The following is a 19,364-nucleotide window of genomic DNA, read 5'->3' on the forward strand; positions in this document are numbered from 1 at the left end:
CCCGGAAATTTATATCCGGTATTCTGTAGGGCAGCAGTTATACGGTAACTACTTTCTTTAACCGCGTTATCAGGTAAACCAACCAGGTGATAACCAATGCCGGTAGCCACATTTACCTCAATAGTAATTGTAGTTGCCTCTACCCCAAAAACGGCACTTCCATAAACTTTTACCAGCATTTAAAGATTTTGTTTCCTTAAATTTAGTAAAATTTACGAAATGTTTTGATTCTTATACGTTTAACACGTTATTTCGGTAGTATTCTATCAAACCATCAATAGGTCTTCTTACAATATTTCCAACCTCAATTCCGTAAGGCTGAACTACTGCACGAATAATATCTTCGCTGAAGTAAGCTATACTTCCAATAAAGTGTACCGGAACATTCTGCGCCTGTTTATAAGATAGCACCCTTGAATGCACAAAATCGGTAATTCCTTCGTGAACAAGTTTATAGAAATATCCATTGCGCTCATTGGTGAAAATGAATTCAGCAAAGTTTGCGAGATAGGTATTGGGATTTTCCTTTCTATAGAGGTTTTTCTTGATCTCATCTGAATCAAGATCATATTTCTGCTCAAAAATAGTTGATAATTCGGGCGGCATTCTTTTATAATAATAATCTCTAATAAGTCTTTTTCCGAAGTAATTACCACTGGCTTCATCCATAAGAATATATCCAAGAGAATGGACTACCTGTTGAATTTCCTTTCCATCGTAAAAGCAGGAATTAGAACCTGTACCAAGAATACAAACTATTCCGGGTTCGGTTGTTGCGGCGTAAACAGCAGCCACAATATCCTCTTTTACAACTACCTCATTGGCATTGGTGAAAAAGTTGGTAAAAATATCTTCAAGAAGTTTCCGCGGAGTTTCTGTGCCGCAACCGGCTCCAAAAAAATGTACCCGCTCCACCTTATCTTTTACTTCTTTTAATTCTATATTTTCCTCAAGGCGTTGTTCGAGCACCAATTCTGGAAAAACTGCCGGATTTAATCCTTTAGTCCTTGTTTTAAAAATCTGCTCTCCCTGTGCATTCAATAAGATCCAGTCACATTTTGTCGAGCCACCGTCTGCTAATAAAATCATGTGTCTTAGTGGGGTTTAAAAAAAAGCCTGATGAAAACGGCTGCAGGTTTTCTTAGAAATCCTACAGTTCCAATTTTCCTTCAGGCTTTTTTCATTTAGATATTATAAAGATGCTATGTGCACCGCTAATTTAATTATTGAGGCAGAATAACCATATTCGTTATCATACCAGGCCACTAATTTAAAGAAATTATCGTTTAGTGCAATTCCGGCTCCGGCATCAAAATTACAGGTATGTGCTTCGGAGACAAAATCCTGAGACACCACTGCTTCTTCAGTATAAGAAATCACTCCTTTATAATCTCCCTCAGAAGCTTTTTTGAAGGCTGCTTTTACTTGATCGAAAGACACAGACTTTTCTGTGCGCACGGTAAGGTCTACAACAGAAACATCTGCTGTGGGAACCCTAAAGGCCATCCCTGTAAGTTTTCCGTCCAGTTTTGGTATTACTTTTCCTACAGCTTTAGCCGCACCGGTGGAAGCAGGAATTATATTTAGAAGGGCACTTCTACCACCTCTGAAATCCTTTTTAGAAGGACCATCTACAGTTAATTGAGTTGCTGTAGTTGCGTGAACTGTAGTCATCAAACCTTCTACGATTCCAAACTCATCATCAACCACTTTTGCAAGTGGAGCAAGACAGTTAGTAGTACAAGAAGCATTAGAAACTATAGTGTCTTCAGCTTTAACTTCTTTATGGTTAACTCCCATTACGAACATGGGCGCATCTTTAGAAGGTGCTGATATCACTACTTTCTTGGCACCTGCAGTAATATGGGCCTGAGCCTGTTCTTTGCTGGTAAAAATACCTGTGCATTCAAGTACAATATCTGCTCCAACATCTCCCCATTTAAGGTCTTCTGGATTTTTTTCTGCTGTTACGCGAACGGCATTTCCATTTATAACAAGGTTACCGTCTTTTACATCAACATCTCCTTTGAATTTTCCATGTACAGAATCATATTTAAGCAGGTATGCTAAATGATCTACTTCGAGAAGATCATTGATAGCCACAACTTCTACATCCTTATTTTCGGCCGCTATTCTAAGGGCTAATCTCCCAATACGACCAAAACCATTAATTCCAATTTTTGTGCTCATAATTTTAAATTTAAATTTTTAAACTGAAGTGATGTTAGCCACCCTTCTTAACTCTTTGTCTAATTCACGCCCTTCTTTAAGCGCTTTTTCCAATGTAACATGAACCACCTTTTGATGGTGCACTCCAATCATTATATTGGATTTACCATCGGTAAGGGCTTCTACTGCACCGACACCTAATTTACTAGCCAGGACTCGATCAAAACAACTTGGAGAACCTCCGCGTTGTATGTGTCCCAGGACTGAAACCCTAATGTCGTACTCTTCATATTTCTCACCAATATGCTCGGCAAGTTCAAATATTGTCTTTCCGCTTTTTTCTCCTTCAGCTACTACGATAATGCTTGAGGTCTTTCCGGATTTTTTACTCTTTTCCAGAGATTCCATCATTAACTCTATTCCCCCGTCCTCTTCAGGGATAAGAATTTCTTCCGCACCGGCTCCAATACCACTATTCAAAGCGATATCTCCGGCATCACGCCCCATAACTTCAATAAGGAAAAGCCTGTTATGTGAACTGGCTGTATCTCTAATCTTATCTATGGCTTCCACAACAGTATTAAGTGCTGTATCGTAACCCAAGGTATAATCTGTACCGTTAATATCGTTATCTATGGTTGCCGGAATCCCAACAACAGGGAAATCATATTCCTGATTGAAAACAAGCCCTCCTGTAAAAGTTCCGTCACCGCCTATTACAACGAGTGCATCTACCCCCGCTTTTTTTAGATTTTCGTGTGCTTTAGCTCTTCCCTCTTTGGTTTTAAAATCCATAGAACGGGTCGACTTAAGGAAAGTACCGCCTTTGTTAATTATATTTCTAACAGATCTTGCATCAAGCTTCTCAAAATCGCCCTCAATAAGACCTTGAAAACCGCGGAAAATACCTGTACAAGTTAGATTGTAATAAGAACAAGCCCGAACGACGGCTCTAATCGCGGCATTCATTCCGGGAGCATCTCCTCCCGACGTTAACACTGCTATATTATTGATTTTCTTCATGATTACCTCAAAGCTATTTCAATTGATTAATATAACCTAATTTTCGCAAAAACTAAATCGTTTTCGGTTGATAACTAATAAAAACAGCCCATTCGAATGGGCTGTTTTTAATAAATTAGGAGTTTTTCTAGTTTTTTATCAATATCTGATATTTCCAGGGCTCGAACTCCAAATCGCTGTTTTCTGAAAAATTTTGGGATTCTCCAGTCATATAATCTTTAAACTCACCGTCTAATTCTACCGAAAATTTAACCGGAGAATCACTGAAATTAGCAAGATAAATTAACTCTTGTCCGTCTTTTTCACGTTTGAAAGCCATAACCTTTTCCTCTTCTGAAGTTTCAAGAGATTCATAAGAAGCCGCCTCTTTTGCTCCGTGTAGGGCAACATTTTCATTCTTAAGCTTACCTAACTTCTCAAGGATCGGCCAAACTTCTCCTTTCTCTTTAGAGATCGTGTCCTTTTCAAAGAATCTAAGCCTCTTATCCATATCATATTCCTGACCACTATAAATAAGCGGCATTCCCGGGAGGGCATAAGAAAAAGCAAGCATGGCCTCTGAAGCATCTCCCATTCGTTCTTTTACAGTCCCATTCCAGGAGTTTTCATCGTGATTCGTCACGAAATTCATCAGGTAATCATCTTCCTGATAAGTGGTATCAATCTTTTGCATGTAATTCTCCCAGTCTTTCACTGTTTTCTTGCCCTGGGCCATTTCATTCATGATGTGATGACCTTCCCAGTTATACCCCATATCGAAGGCTTCATGGAAAAGATCTTTATCTTCTGATTCGGCAAGCATGAATAGCGGTTTATGAGTTTCCAGTTTTTCTACAGCTTGCTCCCAGAATTCGGTAGGAACCTCTCCCGCAACATCAGCACGGAAACCATCAATATCATATTCTTCCACCCAGAATTCCATCTCTTTGGTCATCGCATCCCAAAGCTCTTCATTGTCATAGTCAAGGTCTGCCACATCGGTCCAGCCCCAGCTCTCACCGGTATCGGGGTTTAATGGATCGATGATCTCTCCTTTATCATTTTTTGTATAGAATTCAGGATGTTCTTCCATCCAGTGGTGATCCCAGCCCGTGTGGTTAGCAACCCAGTCAAGAATTACATACATTCCGTTCTCGTGAGCGGTTTCCACAAGATTTTCGAAATCCTCAAAATCTCCAAATTCAGGATTTACATCGGTATAATCGGCAATTGCGTAGTAGCTGCCCAAATATTTCTTTCTTTCTTCTTCGTCTTCGATATCTTCTACCGAAAGATCTCCGGTTGCTTTACGGTTCTTCATGGAAATAGGGTAAACCGGCATTAGCCAGATCACTTTCACTCCCAATTCCTTTAACTGCGGAATATCTTTAGTGAATTCCTCGAAGGTTCCTTCAGGAGAATATTGACGGATATTTGCTTCATAGATCACAGCAGACTCCATAGCTTCGTTAGAAACCGGCTCCAGACTTTCCTGCTTTTCTTCTTTTTGCTCTTCCTGCTTTGGCTCATTTTTACAAGATACCATCAGCACCAGTAGCGCCATTATTATTGAAAATTGTTTCATAATTATTATTTATTTAGTTGATTTTTGTTGTAAAAAGGTACACTCCTTCTTCGTTTAATTCCAGGCTATTATTCCATTCAAAAGTTTCCTCTGAAATCAAATTTTTAAGGGTTTTCCCACTTAGTCCTAACTGCGCAAATCGTTCAAGGTCCAAGTTGAATTTTGCCTCATTTTTATTCAGAATGATCACTACACTTTCATCTTCGGTTTGCCTTGCCAGTAGATACACTCCATCCTGAGGAGCAAAATGAAGCGTTTCTCCCGCATGAATTGCGTTCGAATTTTTGCGGTAGTTCAGAATCTTCTTCAGAAAATCCTGCATATCCGACTCTTCGTCAGAAAGGCCCTCCCCGGTGAAGGCATTGGTGTCATGATCATCCCAACCTCCGGGAAATTCAGTACGAATGAGTCCGTGGTCGCCGGGATTAGCGGTGTCATCCATAAGGATCTCGGTGCCGTAATAGATTTGAGGTGTTCTTGGAAGCACCAGCATATAAGCCACAGCCATTTTGGTTTTGGTTATATCTTCATCCAATTGGGTAAAGATCCTGCTCTTATCATGGTTGTCGGGAAATATCATAATATCCTCAGGACATTCATAGGCAAAATCGTTGGCCAGGCCTTCGTAAAGTTTAATTAGTCCGCTGCCCCAGTTATCTTCTTCCTTTAAACCTTCAACAACAGCGCCTTGCATAGCAAAATCCATTGTAGATCTAAGGTTTGATTCGTAACCGTCTTTATTTTCTACACCATCCTGCCAGTAACGAATTAACAGCGGATTATAGCTCCACTCCTCTCCCACGATATTGAAATCGGGATATTCGGTCATAATGGCACCGGCCCAATCACTCATAAAATCTTTATCGGGATAAGGATAGGTATCCTGCCGAATTCCCCCAAGGCCGAGATATTCTATCCACCAAATGTTATTTTGAATTAGATATTTGGCCATAAACGGATTTTCCTGATTCAGATCTGGCATGGTATCCACAAACCAACCTTCAGTCATTTGTTTTTTATCTACGTCAGCAGCATAAAAATCCTGGTTGGTAGTTCTTATATGGTTGGATTTTGTTATTTCCTTTCCCTGCTCAAATTCTTCCTGGTAATTCAACCAGTCTTCAAAAGGCAGGTCTTCCATCCACCAGTGGCCTGAACCAATATGGTTAGCCACCTGGTCCATAATGAGTTTGATACCTCTTTCCCTGGATTTTTCAGCCAATTCTTTGTATTCTTCAAGCGTTCCAAAGCGAGGATCAACCCGGTAGAAATCGGTCATTGCATACCCATGGTAAGAGCCAGATTCCATGTCGTTGATCAATAATGGTGACGACCAAAGGGCGGTAAAGCCCATCTCATCTATATAATCCAGGTGATTTATAATTCCACGGATATCCCCTCCATGCCGACCATAATCATCTTCCCTGTCTATTGTTTTTTCTCTAAGTGACGAATCTTCATCATTAGAAGGGTCACCATTGGCAAACCTATCTGGAGTGATAAGATAAATGGCATCTTTATTATTAAATCCGATAAAATCAGATTCAGGTCGGGTTCTTTCTTTTAATTCGTAATCCTGAACAATACTTTCTCCGTTCTCCAATTTAAAAGTTATAGGAAACCTTCCCGGTTGAGCCTGCTCTGTCAATTTAAGATCCAAAAACAGGTAATTGGGGCTTTTAGCGCGATGAACAGCTTCCAGGTCAATTCCGGCGGCATCAAGGTTTACTTCAGCCTTGCCTATATCTTCCCCGTAGATCATCAGTTGTAGTTCAGAGTTTTCAAAGCCAAGCCACCAGTTAGGCGGTTCTACTCTTTCAATTTGAGCCATCATCGAGAGGCTTCCGAAGAAAAATAGGGTAATTAATATTTTTTTCATAATTCAAAAATTTAAAATCCGCAACTTAAAATATAGCTGCAGGTTGTAATTTAAACGCTTATCTCCTGGCTGGGACTTACCTCTACAGTTTTCCCATTGACTTTGATCTCAATAGCGCTGTCACCCTCGAGTAGGAATTTAGTTTTATCCTTGTTGACGGTGACCTTCAGAATCTGATCGCGGAAATTCACCTTAAAGGAATAGGCCTGCCATCCGTCAGGGATTCTTGGAGAAAACTCCAGCTGATCTTCTTTAACCCGCATTCCTCCAAAACCTTCAACGATGCTCATCCAGGTTCCGGCCATACTGGTAATATGGCAACCTTCTCTTACTTCATTGTTGTAATCATCAAGATCAAGTCGGGATGTCCTCAAATAGAATTCATAAGCCTGTTCCATTCTACCCAAAACAGCAGCCTGAATACTGTGGACACAGGGCGATAATGAAGATTCGTGAACGGTAATAGGCTCGTAATAATCAAAATGTTTTTCCAGCTCTTCTTTGCTGAAGTGATCCTCAAAGAAATAAAAGCCCTGCAGCACATCGGCCTGTTTGATGTAACATGAACGCAGGATACGATCCCAACTCCATTTCTGGTTAATAGGTCTCTGACTTTTATCAAGCTGACTAACCGGTTTGATTTCCTTATCTAAAAAGCCATCTTGCTGAAGGAAAACACCATCTTTTTCTGAAAATGGGAAGTACATATCGTCTGAAACTTCTTTCCAGGCTATCAACTCGCTGTCGGAAAGATTAGTATGCCCCATAATGCGTTCATAATCCTCCTCATAACCATGTTTCACTTTCTCGATCATTTCCATAGTGTATTCCAAACACCATTTCGCGATATAGTTGGTATACCAGTTATTGTTTATGTTATTTTCATATTCATTGGGCCCGGTAACTCCCAGAATAACATATTTATTCTTTTCACTACTAAAATTGGCTCTTTGATGCCAGAATCTGGCTATTGCGATCATTACTTCAAGACCTTTTTCAGGAATGTATTCAAAATCTCCGGTGAAACGTACGTAATTGAAGATGGCATAAACCATGGCACCGTTACGGTGAATTTCCTCAAACGTGATCTCCCATTCGTTATGGCTTTCTTCTCCATTCATCGTTACCATTGGATAAAGCGCAGCCCCTTTTTTAAAGCCTAACTTTTCAGCATTTTCAATCGCCTTATCGAGTTGATTGTAACGATAGGTCAGTAGATTTCTGGCGACCTTTTGGTCTTTCGTAGCCATATAAAAAGGAATACAATAAGCCTCGGTATCCCAATAAGTGCTTCCTCCGTATTTTTCTCCTGTGAAACCTTTAGGGCCAATATTCAATCTTTCATCCTTTCCTAAATAGGTTTGATTAAGCTGAAAAATATTGAAGCGTATTCCCTGCTGGGCTTTGACATCGCCGGTAATCGTAATATCGGCCATCTCCCAGATCTTCGCCCAGGCTTCTTTTTGCTGTTGAAGCAAATTCTCAAAACCTGAAGCCAAAGCTGTTTCCAGTACTTCTTTCGCCGCTGAAACCAATTGATCTCTTTCATGGTTCATATCAGAAACATAACCGGCATATTTTCTCAAACTAACTTTCTGCCCTTTTTCAACATTAATTGAATAGGTGAAAGTTAATTTATCATGAGTTCTGGATTCTTTAAAATCGATTTCTTTCTTTTCCCCATCAACCAAAACTTCCGATTGCATAAAGGTACCCACGTGGAATTCTGTCTTCAGGGTTTTAGAAAGTATAAACCCTTGATTATCTTCTGATTTAACCTCTAAAGTCTTCCAGAAATGTTCTTCCCAGTTGGCATCGGTATTGGTGATTCCGCCATCGAGATAGGGATCAAAACGAAGTTCTGCATCGCTGTTTAATACCTCAACTTCATAATCTATAGCTCCCAGTTCATCTTCAACAATAGACAGAAACCTGGTCCCTTTAACCGAAATTTCCATATCATTTGGCAAAACAGCTACAAAACTACGACGATGAAAACCTTCCTTCATATTAAGCTCCCGTTTGAAATCTTTTACCTCTTTACAGGTAAAAAGATCCAGAGCTTCACCGTTTACAAATACGTTTATTCCAATCCAGTTGGGCGCATTTAGCACTTTCGCGAAATATTCGGGATAACCATTTTTCCACCAGCCCACTTTGGTCTTATCGGGATAATAAACCCCACCGATATAGCTGCCCTGGAAACTTGGTCCTGAATACTGTTCTTCGAAATTAGCACGTTGGCCCATCACTCCGTTTCCAATACTGAAAAGACTTTCGGATGATTTTACTTTATCGGCATCAAAGCCCTCTTCAAGTATTGACCATTCATCCGGTTTTATATAATCCTGATTCATTTAAATCTCTGTTTTCTAAGTAGTTGTTCTAAAAATTCTCTTTCTATTTCCGTAAAATCGGAAAACACATAATCGGCTTCACCTAAAGTGATTTTATCGCCAATTCCAATACTCGTCATATTAGCCCGGTTTGCCGCCTGGATACCTGCTACCGCATCTTCAAACACAATGCTGTCTTCGGGCTTTACCCCTAATTTTTCGGCAGCGATCAAAAAGACTTCGGGATCGGGTTTAGCTTTGGTCACATCGGTACCATCTATAATGGCGTAAAACTTTTCCAATAGACCGATCTTCTTCAGTATAGTTCTGGCATTTTTGCTGGCTGAACCTAAAGCAAATGGGATATCGTTCTCTATCAAATAATCGAGTATCTCTGAGACTCCCGGTAAAATTTCAGATTCATCCATCTCATTTACATAAGACAGATAGTTTTCATTCTTGAGGTCCATCTGGCGCTGGAATTCTTCTTCTAAAAGCTCCATTCCACCCCATTTTAATATCTTCTGAAGTGAATGCACCCGGCTCACTCCTTTAAGTTGTTCGTTCTGTTCTTCGGTGAAATCGAAACCAAGATCGTTGGCCAACTTTCGCCAGGCCAGAAAATGAAATTTCGCCGTATCTACTATCACTCCGTCAAGATCGAAAATGACTCCTTTTCTCTTCTTCATTTCCATAAATTAAATTTTTACTTCTACGGGTTCATCAACATCATAAATTCTAATGGTAAACAAAGCAGCAATAAGAAAAGCCACCCCACTGGTTACCAGGGCGTAAATAGGATTTCCATCATACATATATTTCACCATTGGCCCACCTATAAGGGCATTGATTATTTGAGGTATTACGATAAAGAAATTGAAGATCCCCATATATACTCCCATTTTCTTTGGCGGAATTGAACCTGCGAGAATCGCGTATGGCATAGCCAGTATACTAGCCCAACCAATTCCAACTCCAACCATAGAAAGTAACAGCCAGTATTCATTAGGAGCAATGTAGATGGATAATAATCCCAGGCCTCCTATAATTAAGGAAACCATATGCGTACTTTTTCTACCTATCTTAAGAGCTATGGCAGGTAAGAAGAATGCAAAAACCGCCGAAACAGCGTTGTAAACTCCAAATAAGACTCCAACCCAGTCTCCCGCATCCTGATATGTCTCACTGCTATTATCTGATAGCGGTAAGCCATAAATATGGTGTGCGATTGCCGGCGTTGAGAACACCCACATTCCAAACAAACCAAACCACGAAAAAAACTGCACCCAGGCCAGCTGGCGCATAGTGAATGGCATATTTTTAAAATCGGTGAAAATATCTAAAAGGCTGGATTTTTTTGCATCCTCGGGAATTTCTTCTTCCACGTGGTCATCCATCTTTTCGAGTTCTTCGGGGGAGTATTCCTTGGTTGTAAAAACTGTTACCAGAATACTACCTACCAGGATCGCAGCTCCAATCACGAAGGAAAGCAACAGATTTAACGGGACTTCTCCGGCTACGGTACGGTTGCTAATATCAAACCAGTTGGTTAAAACATAAGGTAACCAGGAACCAATTACGGCTCCAATTCCTATCAAAACTGTTTGTACACTAAACCCAAGGGTTCGTTGATCTGAGGGCAGGTTATCTGCCACCAGTGCTCTGAAGGGTTCCATGGCTATATTAAAGGACGCATCCATTACGAAAAGCATACCCGCTCCTATCCAAAGAGAAGGCAGAATCGCAATAAACATATCGGCATTGGGCATTAAAATAAGGCCTGCCGCGGCAAGAATAGCTCCAGTTAGGAAAAAGGGACGACGCCGGCCCAATTTGGTCCAGGTCTTGTCACTATAATATCCAATGATTGGCTGAACTATAAGTCCAGTGATTGGGGCTACCAGCCAGAACCACGAAAGTTCATGAACATCGGCACCAAAAATTTGTAAGATTCTACTCGCGTTGGCATTCTGGAGAGCAAAACCCATCTGTATTCCCAGAAATCCAAAACTCATGTTCCAGATCTCCCAAAAACTCAAGGCTCGTTTTTGCATATCGTAAATTTAGATGTGTTACGATAAGCGCTATGACTTATCAAAACTTATTAAGGTAGGAAGTAAGAATATAAGTTCTGATAAATTGAAACTGGGGCAAATATAATAAAAATTTGAATGTTTGAATGCAGATTAATTTTTTGTTGACTCCCGGCGTACTAAACTGGTTTCTACGATTACGGTTTTATAAGACTCGACCTCATCGGGTTTGCGCTCCAGCTTATCGATGAGTAAATGTGCTGCCTCAGCGCCCATTCTGTTACCGTGTTGACTAACCGTAGTAAGACTCGGAATGAAACTTTTTGACAATTCTCCATCTGTAAACCCAATGACAGAGACATCTTCAGGTACATTACGTCCCTGCCGGCGTAAAGCCCCTATCGCCGAAACCGCAAATTGCTCGTTTACCGCGAAAAGGCCGTCGACATCCCTGGTCTTTAAAAACTCCCCTATCTCCTTTTCGCTGTTTCCCATATCCTCTATTTTCAGAATTAGATCTTCATCAACTGGATAATTATTTTCTTCCAGGGCTTCAATATACCCTCTGGTTCTAAGCTTACCTACACTCACATAGTCTACTGTGGAAATAATCCCGATTTTCTTACATCCAGTTTCTATCAAATGCTCCACCGCTTTTTTAGCTCCTATTATATCATCAATAATTACTTTATCGCAATGGACCTCATCTACCACCCTATCAAAAAGCACCACGGGCATTCCTTGATTTATAACCTCCGTGAGGTGATGGTAATCTTCTTTTTGCATGGTTTCTTTTGCCAGGGATAGGATAAAACCATCTGTACTCCCGTTTGCTAACAGATCCAGGTTGAGTACTTCCCGGTCAAAAGAGTTATTGGAGAGACATACTATTACGTTATACCCCTTTTCATTCGCAACCTGCTCCACTCCACTAATCACTGTGGTAAAGAAATAATGCACGATCTCCGGAATTATTATTCCAATTGTCTTTGTCTTTCGGTTCTTAAGACTTAAAGCAATATTGTTAGGCTTGTAATTATAGAGTTTAGCAAAGGCTTTGATTTTTTGTTTGGTCTCTTCCCCTATTTCAGGGCTGTCTTTGAGAGCCTTTGAAACGGTGGAAATAGAAACATCCAATTCTCTTGCAATTTGTTTTAGGGTAAGTTTAGGGCGCATACTATTTTATAAAGAATTAGTAAAAGATCAGGTACTAAATTGTAATATGGTAAAAATATCACAAATCTTATGGCTTATCATTAAAATAAAAAAGTTTTCAACACGCAAACGTTTTCGGACCTGAAACCTGACCAGAATCACATTTAAGCCGTTTTAATTTGTCTACTTTTAACCTCAGGAAGTAAGAATATAAGATTAATTTTTAGTTAAATCAATAAAATAATTTATGAAAACACTATTCAAAAGCACGTTGATGTTGCTCCTTATGCTGCCAATGAGCTTTTTCGCCCAGGAAAGCGTAAGCGGGGTGGTTAGCGAAAGCGCCTCCGGTCTTCCGGTTCCCGGCGCAAACGTTATTGTAAAAGGAACCACCAACGGTACTACAACCGATTTTGACGGGAATTATACTATTACTAATTTAGAATCGGGAGATGTTTTAGTCTTCTCCTTTTTAGGTTTTGCAACCCAGGAAATTCCCTATGAAGGTCAAACTACCATTAATGTGGAGCTTGATGAAGATGCCGCTACTCTCGAAGAAGTGGTGTTAATTGGTTATGGTAGTACTTCAGAACAAGATGCTACAGGATCGGTAGAAAAGGTCTCTTCTGAGTCCTTTAATAAAGGTGCTGTTGTTTCTCCGGAACAATTGCTTTCAGGTAAATCTGCAGGGGTTAGAATTACTCCAAGCAGTGGAGAACCTGGAGGAGGCGGCGAAATCAGGATTAGAGGAGGTTCTTCCCTTTCCGGAAATAACTCTCCGCTTATCGTTGTAGATGGTATTCCATTAGACCAAAGAGGTGTTCAAGGAGTAAGAAACCAGTTAAACTCTATAAACCCTAACGAAATTGAAGATTTCGTGATCCTGAAAGATGCTGCTGCTACCTCTATCTATGGTTCCAGAGCTTCTAACGGGGTAATTCTTATTACCACTAAAACTGGTAAAAAGAGCAGCCCGCTTCAATTGGAATATGACCTGAAGGTTTCCGCAGGACGAATTATCGATAAAGTAGATAATTTAAATGCTCAGGAATTCAGACAACTTATCGAATCTACTCCGGGTACAAACCCAGACCTTTTAGGTGACACTGAAACCGACTGGCAGGATGAGATCTACCAAACTTCTGTAGGAGCAATTCACAACTTAACAGCTTCACAGGGATTTGAAGACTTCTCTTACCGCGTAAACTACAACCATACTTCTCAAACCGGAGTATTGAAAACAGATGTTTACGAAAGAAATGCGCTTAATATCTCTCTTAACCAGGATTTATTTGATAATCATTTAAAACTGGCCTTAACTACTAAAGGGATTGTGGACGAAAACCGCTTTGCAGACCAGGGAGCTATTGGAGCCGCTGTGGCTTTTGATCCTACCCAACCGGTTTACGATGAGAGCTTGCCATTTGGAGGTTACTTTGAACACAACACCGTAAGTGGTGGAAGGTTGATTCCTCAACTCCAGGCTACCAGAAACCCATTGGCCCTTCTTGAAACCCTTGACGGAAGAGGGAAAACAATGAGAAATATAACCAACCTGAATGCTGAGTATAAATTTCATTTCCTTCCGGAATTAAATTTTAACGTTAATGCAGGTTTTGATTATGCAGAGAACGAAGGACATAACAGGCGTCCAACTTTTGCCGCCGCAAACGGATTGTATATCCAGGAAAGAGAATATACCCAGGAGTATTCAGGGATAAACCGAAATACGCTTTTGGATTTCTATTTCAATTACAAGACAGAGCTTGAAGCCCTTGATACCGAAATGGATTTAACAGCGGGACACTCTTATCAGGAGTTTTATATTCAAAATAATGATGAATTCACTGTAGCCGATGACCCTGGATACCGTATTGAACCAACTGTTATTAACCGAAATTCACTGGAATCTTATTTTGCCAGAGCAAGCTTTGACATAGCCAACAAATACCTTATTTCGGGTAGTGTGCGTCGCGATGGTTCTTCCAGGTTTGGCGGAGATAACAAATGGAGTACTTTCCCTTCAGCATCTGTTGGGTGGAAAATACACAATGAAGATTTCCTGATGGATTCCAATGCTCTTTCAGAATTAAAACTAAGAGCAGGATACGGGGTAACCGGTAACCAGGAAATTGGAATTAATTATGGATATTTAGGTGTTTACTCTCCCAGTGTTGGACCTGCCAGATATCAATTTGGTAACCAATTCTACAACACCCTTAGACCTGAAGAATTTGATGCTGAACTTAAATGGGAAGAACTTCAAACCTATAACGTAGGTATAGACTTCGGTTTCTTCAACAACAGACTATCTGGTACTGTTGAAGCATATTACAGAGAAACAGAAGACCTTCTTGCTACCGTACCGGTACCGGCTGGAGCTAACCTTAGTGACCTTTTGGTAACCAACGTTGGTGAAACTGTAAGTAAAGGTGTGGAAGTTGGTCTTAACGGAACAATTATCCAGAAAGAAGACTTTAACTGGGATATGAACTATAACATCACTTTCCAGGACCTTGAGATCACCAGACTTTCTTTAGGAGAAAATCCAGATTTCTTTATCCCTCAGGGAGGAATTAGCGGTGGTGTTGGTAACAACATCCAGATCTGGAAAGAGGGTTATGATCCTTCTACTTTCTTTGTATTCCGCCAGGTTTACAATGAAGCGGGACAACCAATTGAAGGGGCTTACGCAGATGTCAACGGCGACAATGAAATTACAGAAGCCGACAAAGTTCCTTATAAAAAGGCCAATCCAGATTACTTCATGGGATTCACAAATACCATGAATTATAAAAACCTGGATTTTAGCTTTACCTTTAGAGGTAGCTTTGGGAACTATATGTATAACAATACTCAGTCTGGTAACGGATTCGTAACCGCTGGTACTGTAACTCCACAGGATTATTACTCAAACCTGAATTCAAATGTTTTGGAGAGCAACTTCGTAAACAACCAGTTTTTCTCCGACTATTACATTCAGAAGGCAGATTTCGTAAAACTGGATAACATTTCTATTGGATATCTTTTCCCAGGGGACAAGGTAGATTTTAGAACCTCGCTTACGGCTACTAATGTTTGGACCATTACAGATTATGAAGGGCTTGATCCTGAGATCTCAAACGGTATAGACAATAACTTTTACCCAAGGTCTACCAATGTTGTACTTGGTCTAAACCTTATATTTTAATAAATAACAAAATAATATACTAGCTATGTTTAAAACATTTAAATCAATTCTGCTCGTTTTTCTTGGGGTGGCCCTATTCTGGTCGTGCGAGAGCGACCTGGAATTGCAACCTGAAGATAACAGGAGCACAGCTGAAAACACCTTCGATAGTCCCGAAGCTTACAAGCAGTTTTTAGCTAAACTTTATGCTGGGCTGGCAATTAGTGGTCAGGAAGGACCTGCCGGTAATCCTGATCTTCAAGGTCTGGATGAAGGGTTCTCTCAGTATCTGAGACTTTACTGGATGATGCAGGAACTCACTACCGAAACAGCAGTGATAGGATGGAATGATGGTACTATTAAAGACCTTCACGCCCAAAACTGGACTTCAGGTAACGAGTTTATTAGAACCATGTATTCCAGATTGATGTACCAGGTAGCCCTTACCAACGAATTCCTGCGTCAAACCACTCCGGAACTACTGGATTCCCGTGGTCTTGATGGTGCGGAAAGAGAAAACGTTGCCGGTTACCGTGCTGAAGCAAGATTCTTAAGAGCGCTTCATTACTACCACGCATTAGATCTTTTTGGAAACCCTCCTTTTGTAACTCAAGAAGACCCTATTGGAGCTTTTCTTCCAGAGCAAATTCAAAGTCAGGAGCTATTTGATTTTATCGCTTCTGAACTGGAAGCAATTGAAGGTGAGATCTCTCCTGTTGGAACATCAGAATATGGTCGTGCCGACCAGGCTGCCCTTTGGATGCTACAAGCAAAACTTTACCTGAATGCAGAAGTTTATACCGGTTCTCCTCAATATGACAGAGCGATGGAAGTCACTCAAAAAGTGATCAATTCCGATTATGAGCTTGTGGAAGATTATCAGAAACTTTTCCTTGCAGATAACAATGAGAATGGTGCAGAACAGGAAATTATTTTCCCAATTACTTTTGATGGAAACAACACCCAGTCTTATGGTGGGATGGCTTTCATAATTCATGCCGCTGTAGGTGGAGATATGGATCCTGACGACTATGGTGTAAGCAGTGGTTGGGCCGGATTAAGAACTACCTCTGCCCTTGTAGAGCAGTTCCCGGGAGAAGCTGAATCTGACGATAACAGAGCTTTATTCTTTACGGAAGGGCAAACAAAAGAGATCGACGATATATCCAGCTTTACCGATGGTTATGCCGTAACTAAATTCAAAAACATTGATGTAGACGGCAATCCTGGTTCTGATGGAACCGGAGAATTCCCTGATACCGATTTCCCAATGTTCCGTCTTGCTGATGCTTACCTTATGTATGCAGAAGCACACTTGCAAGGTGGTGGCGGAAGTCTTTCGGAGGCAACTAATTTAATCAATGAATTGCGCGAAAGAGCTTATGGCGACTCCAGCAACAACATTTCTGAGAATGATCTTACACTCGACTTCATCCTTGATGAGCGTGCAAGAGAACTTTACTGGGAAGGTCACCGTAGAACAGATCGTGTAAGATTCGGAGTATTTTCAGACCGTGGCCTATGGCCATGGAAAGGAAATGTTCCCCAGGGAACAACTACAGGTGCTCACAGAGACCTGATGCCAATTCCCGCTTCAGACTTAGGTGTAAATACCAACTTAACTCAAAATCCAGGATATTAATTTTATAATAACATTAAAAATGAAAAAACTTTCAATTTTATTATTAGCATTTGTCGCGTTAACCGGCTTTAACGCATGTACAAGCGACGATGATATAGTATTTGTAGCACAACCGGACCCGGAAGGGATTGAATTCACCAATAACTTCTCCGATGTTTACGAACTTACTAACAGCAACAGAAACAATCTTGCAGAGCGTTTCGTATGGACCGATGTAGACTTTGATGCCCCTACCACTATAACATATGAACTTCAGGGGAGCATAGACGAAGATTTTACGGTAATGGATGTTTTAGGAAGCACCGGTGGAAATAACCTTGGTGTAACTGTTGGTCAAATGTTGAGCATGGCAGAAGATGCCGGACTCGATAATGATCCTACTACTGATGAACCTAATACCGGTGAGCTTTTCTTTAGAGTTCGTGCTTTTGCAGGTGACGGAGAAGGAAATGCTTTAGAAGAATTTTCTGAAATAAGAAATCTTAGCGTTATGCTACCTGAAGCCGAAGAAGAGGAAGAAGAAGCTATGAGAGAGTTTTACTTTGTTGGAGATGCCACTGAAGCAGGATGGGATCCGGATAACAATAACACCCCAATGTTCAGAGATGCTGAAAATGAAGATGTATACTACTTCCAGGGGCGTTTTGCCGGTGGAGGCGATGTTGAAGGCTTCAAACTTATAGAAGTTCCAGGACAATGGCAACCTCAATGGGGTGGTACAGACGGAGTTCTTGGTGTAAACGCCGGAGATTCTGAGGATCCTGCTGCATTTAAAGTTGATGCAGATGCCTACTATTCCTTAATGGTAGATGTAGATAACATGACCTATACCTGGGAAGAAATAGACGAAAGCGATGCCACCGTTTATGATAATATTGGATTAGTTGGTGATGCTACTCCAGGTGGATGGGATAATGATACCGATATGACCCAATCTGATTTTGATCCACACATCTGGTATCTTAACGATGTAGAATTGGGTGATGGCGAATTCAAATTCAGAGCTGACGATGATTGGGCTGATAACTGGGGCGTTGCCTCTGGTATTAGTGGACAGACAAGTTATGGTTCTCCAGACAATATGTCTGTTCCCGCCGGAACTTACGACATTTGGTTTAACACACTTGATGGCCGGTATATTCTTATTCCGCAAGCTGCTGAGTAATTATATATCTTAACAAAAAGGCTGTCCACTGGGGCAGCCTTTTTTAATTCTTAAAAGATGAAAATAAAAAAATTTATATTACCGGTATTTTTGGGACTCGCCTTGAGTTTTACCTCCTGTTCCAAAGATGATGATCCCGTTGTAGATCCCGATGATGATAATTCGGGAGAAGTTCCTGTAGAACCCAATGAGCCGGAATTGATGGACCTCGATAATTATTCCAGCGGACAAAAAGTAATGATGCAAACCTTTTACTGGGATGTAGAACCACGCCATGAATGGTGGACCACACTCTCAGGAAAAGTTGAAGGTTGGGCAGATGCAGGAATAGACCGTTTATGGTTTCCGGCAGCCTCCAAGGGACAATCGGGTGGTTATTCCATGGGTTACGACCCTTCCGATTATTTCGATTTTGGAGAATATGATCAGCAGCAAACAGTTCCTACCCGTTTCGGAACTCGTGAAGAACTGGAAGCTCTAATAGATAAATCTCATGATCTGGGATTGGAAGTAATTGCCGATATCGTAATTAACCATAACTCCGGTGGTGGCTTGGAATGGAATCCGTATCGTGAAAAAGAAACCTATACCCTGTTCAACGAAGAAAACGGTAATGCCTCGGGCATGTTTAACCGCGATTATGAGAATTTTTATCCAAACAGCACCAGCCCTTATGATGACGGTAGTTTGTTCTATGAAGAAACTAACCTTGACCACAACCAGGAGTATGTTCAGGATTGGCTTTGGAAGAAAGATAATTCAGTAGCTAAATATTACATGAATGAAATGGGCTTTGACGGTTGGAGATTCGATTATGTTCTTGGATTCGAGCCTTGGGTGGTTAAAGCCTGGTTAGACGAAGTGGGCGGATTTTCGGTTGCTGAAATGTGGGATGGAAATGCTTCAAATCTTGCTAATTATGTGGAGGAAACCGGAAGCGGGGCTTTCGATTTTGCAACTTTTTACAAGTTGGATGAAGCTTTTGACCGCCACGACGATCTTACCTATCTGGAAAGAGATATGCTATGGAAAACCCATCCTGATAAAGCGGTGACCTTCACGGCCAACCATGATACTGAAAAAGACGAGAATGAAGACAATAATATTTCCGCGGAAAATAAGATGAAGGCATATGCATTTATTTTAACACATCCCGGATATCCCACTATTTTCTATTCAGATTATGAAAATGATGATTTTCAGGATGAATTAAAGCAATTAATTGAAAT

Annotated in this window: 14 protein-coding genes; 4 read left to right on the top strand and 10 right to left on the bottom strand. The window is 40.7% G+C overall.

From position 1 onward, the window contains the following. The 10 genes from ACESK1_RS08105 to ACESK1_RS08150 form a co-directional block, all read right to left on the bottom strand. A partial coding sequence (locus ACESK1_RS08105; RefSeq protein WP_372919695.1) for a magnesium chelatase domain-containing protein occupies nucleotides 1–179 on the bottom strand: 179 nt, incomplete at its 3' end. Between the two features lie 52 nt (nucleotides 180–231). Next, the gene (locus tag ACESK1_RS08110) at nucleotides 232–1,089 is read right to left on the bottom strand and encodes a BadF/BadG/BcrA/BcrD ATPase family protein (protein WP_372919683.1); all 858 of its coding nucleotides are present in this window, start codon (nucleotides 1,087–1,089) and stop codon (nucleotides 232–234) included. A gap of 102 nt (nucleotides 1,090–1,191) precedes the next feature. Next, on the bottom strand, nucleotides 1,192–2,190 hold the full coding sequence (gene gap / locus ACESK1_RS08115) for a type I glyceraldehyde-3-phosphate dehydrogenase (RefSeq protein WP_372919684.1): 999 nt from the start codon (nucleotides 2,188–2,190) through the stop codon (nucleotides 1,192–1,194). Between the two features lie 18 nt (nucleotides 2,191–2,208). Beyond that, a complete protein-coding gene (gene pfkA, locus ACESK1_RS08120; RefSeq protein WP_372919696.1) occupies nucleotides 2,209–3,195 on the bottom strand; it encodes a 6-phosphofructokinase in 987 nt (328 codons plus the stop codon). Nucleotides 3,196–3,319: 124 nt separating this feature from the next. Next, the gene (locus tag ACESK1_RS08125; RefSeq protein ID WP_372919685.1) at nucleotides 3,320–4,756 is read right to left on the bottom strand and encodes an alpha-amylase family glycosyl hydrolase; all 1,437 of its coding nucleotides are present in this window, start codon (nucleotides 4,754–4,756) and stop codon (nucleotides 3,320–3,322) included. 13 nt (nucleotides 4,757–4,769) lie between these two features. Then, nucleotides 4,770–6,635, bottom strand: a complete 1,866-nt coding sequence (locus tag ACESK1_RS08130; RefSeq protein ID WP_372919686.1) for a glycoside hydrolase family 13 protein — start codon at nucleotides 6,633–6,635, stop codon at nucleotides 4,770–4,772. 50 nt (nucleotides 6,636–6,685) lie between these two features. Next, nucleotides 6,686–8,992 (bottom strand): glycoside hydrolase family 65 protein, encoded by a 2,307-nt coding sequence (locus ACESK1_RS08135; RefSeq protein WP_372919687.1) that lies wholly within the window; start codon nucleotides 8,990–8,992, stop codon nucleotides 6,686–6,688. Further along, complete coding sequence (pgmB, locus tag ACESK1_RS08140) at nucleotides 8,989–9,660, bottom strand: beta-phosphoglucomutase (RefSeq protein ID WP_372919688.1); 672 nt, start codon at nucleotides 9,658–9,660, stop codon at nucleotides 8,989–8,991. The genes ACESK1_RS08135 and pgmB overlap by 4 nt, the downstream gene beginning before the upstream one ends. Nucleotides 9,661–9,669: 9 nt before the next feature. Beyond that, a complete protein-coding gene (locus ACESK1_RS08145) occupies nucleotides 9,670–11,025 on the bottom strand; it encodes an MFS transporter (protein WP_372919689.1) in 1,356 nt (451 codons plus the stop codon). 132 nt (nucleotides 11,026–11,157) lie between these two features. Continuing rightward, nucleotides 11,158–12,180, bottom strand: coding sequence for a LacI family DNA-binding transcriptional regulator (locus ACESK1_RS08150; RefSeq protein WP_372919690.1), 1,023 nt, complete (start codon nucleotides 12,178–12,180; stop codon nucleotides 11,158–11,160). Between the two features lie 226 nt (nucleotides 12,181–12,406). Between ACESK1_RS08150 and ACESK1_RS08155 the strand changes: the two genes are divergently transcribed. The 4 genes from ACESK1_RS08155 to ACESK1_RS08170 form a co-directional block, all read left to right on the top strand. Next, complete coding sequence (locus tag ACESK1_RS08155) at nucleotides 12,407–15,349, top strand: SusC/RagA family TonB-linked outer membrane protein (protein WP_372919691.1); 2,943 nt, start codon at nucleotides 12,407–12,409, stop codon at nucleotides 15,347–15,349. A 25-nt stretch (nucleotides 15,350–15,374) separates the two neighbouring features. Next, a complete protein-coding gene (locus ACESK1_RS08160; RefSeq protein WP_372919692.1) occupies nucleotides 15,375–16,970 on the top strand; it encodes a RagB/SusD family nutrient uptake outer membrane protein in 1,596 nt (531 codons plus the stop codon). 19 nt (nucleotides 16,971–16,989) lie between these two features. Next, nucleotides 16,990–18,135, top strand: a complete 1,146-nt coding sequence (locus ACESK1_RS08165; protein WP_372919693.1) for a SusF/SusE family outer membrane protein — start codon at nucleotides 16,990–16,992, stop codon at nucleotides 18,133–18,135. Between the two features lie 57 nt (nucleotides 18,136–18,192). Beyond that, nucleotides 18,193–19,364, top strand: a 1,172-nt coding sequence (locus ACESK1_RS08170; protein ID WP_372919694.1) for an alpha-amylase family glycosyl hydrolase, incomplete at its 3' end; no start/stop codon positions are given.

Source organism: Salegentibacter sp. (assembly GCF_041642575.1).
Taxonomy (GTDB): domain Bacteria; phylum Bacteroidota; class Bacteroidia; order Flavobacteriales; family Flavobacteriaceae; genus Salegentibacter.

What these genes read in the sequence shown, in the direction of transcription:
- ACESK1_RS08110 (WP_372919683.1), bottom strand. Translation starts at nt 1,089, where the DNA reads ATGATTTTATTAGCAGACGGTGGCTCGACAAAATGTGACTGGATCTTA.
- gap (WP_372919684.1), bottom strand. Translation starts at nt 2,190, where the DNA reads ATGAGCACAAAAATTGGAATTAATGGTTTTGGTCGTATTGGGAGATTA.
- ACESK1_RS08125 (WP_372919685.1), bottom strand. Translation starts at nt 4,756, where the DNA reads ATGAAACAATTTTCAATAATAATGGCGCTACTGGTGCTGATGGTATCT.
- ACESK1_RS08130 (WP_372919686.1), bottom strand. Translation starts at nt 6,635, where the DNA reads ATGAAAAAAATATTAATTACCCTATTTTTCTTCGGAAGCCTCTCGATG.
- ACESK1_RS08135 (WP_372919687.1), bottom strand. Translation starts at nt 8,992, where the DNA reads ATGAATCAGGATTATATAAAACCGGATGAATGGTCAATACTTGAAGAG.
- pgmB (WP_372919688.1), bottom strand. Translation starts at nt 9,660, where the DNA reads ATGAAGAAGAGAAAAGGAGTCATTTTCGATCTTGACGGAGTGATAGTA.
- ACESK1_RS08145 (WP_372919689.1), bottom strand. Translation starts at nt 11,025, where the DNA reads ATGCAAAAACGAGCCTTGAGTTTTTGGGAGATCTGGAACATGAGTTTT.
- ACESK1_RS08150 (WP_372919690.1), bottom strand. Translation starts at nt 12,180, where the DNA reads ATGCGCCCTAAACTTACCCTAAAACAAATTGCAAGAGAATTGGATGTT.
- ACESK1_RS08155 (WP_372919691.1), top strand. Translation starts at nt 12,407, where the DNA reads ATGAAAACACTATTCAAAAGCACGTTGATGTTGCTCCTTATGCTGCCA.
- ACESK1_RS08160 (WP_372919692.1), top strand. Translation starts at nt 15,375, where the DNA reads ATGTTTAAAACATTTAAATCAATTCTGCTCGTTTTTCTTGGGGTGGCC.
- ACESK1_RS08165 (WP_372919693.1), top strand. Translation starts at nt 16,990, where the DNA reads ATGAAAAAACTTTCAATTTTATTATTAGCATTTGTCGCGTTAACCGGC.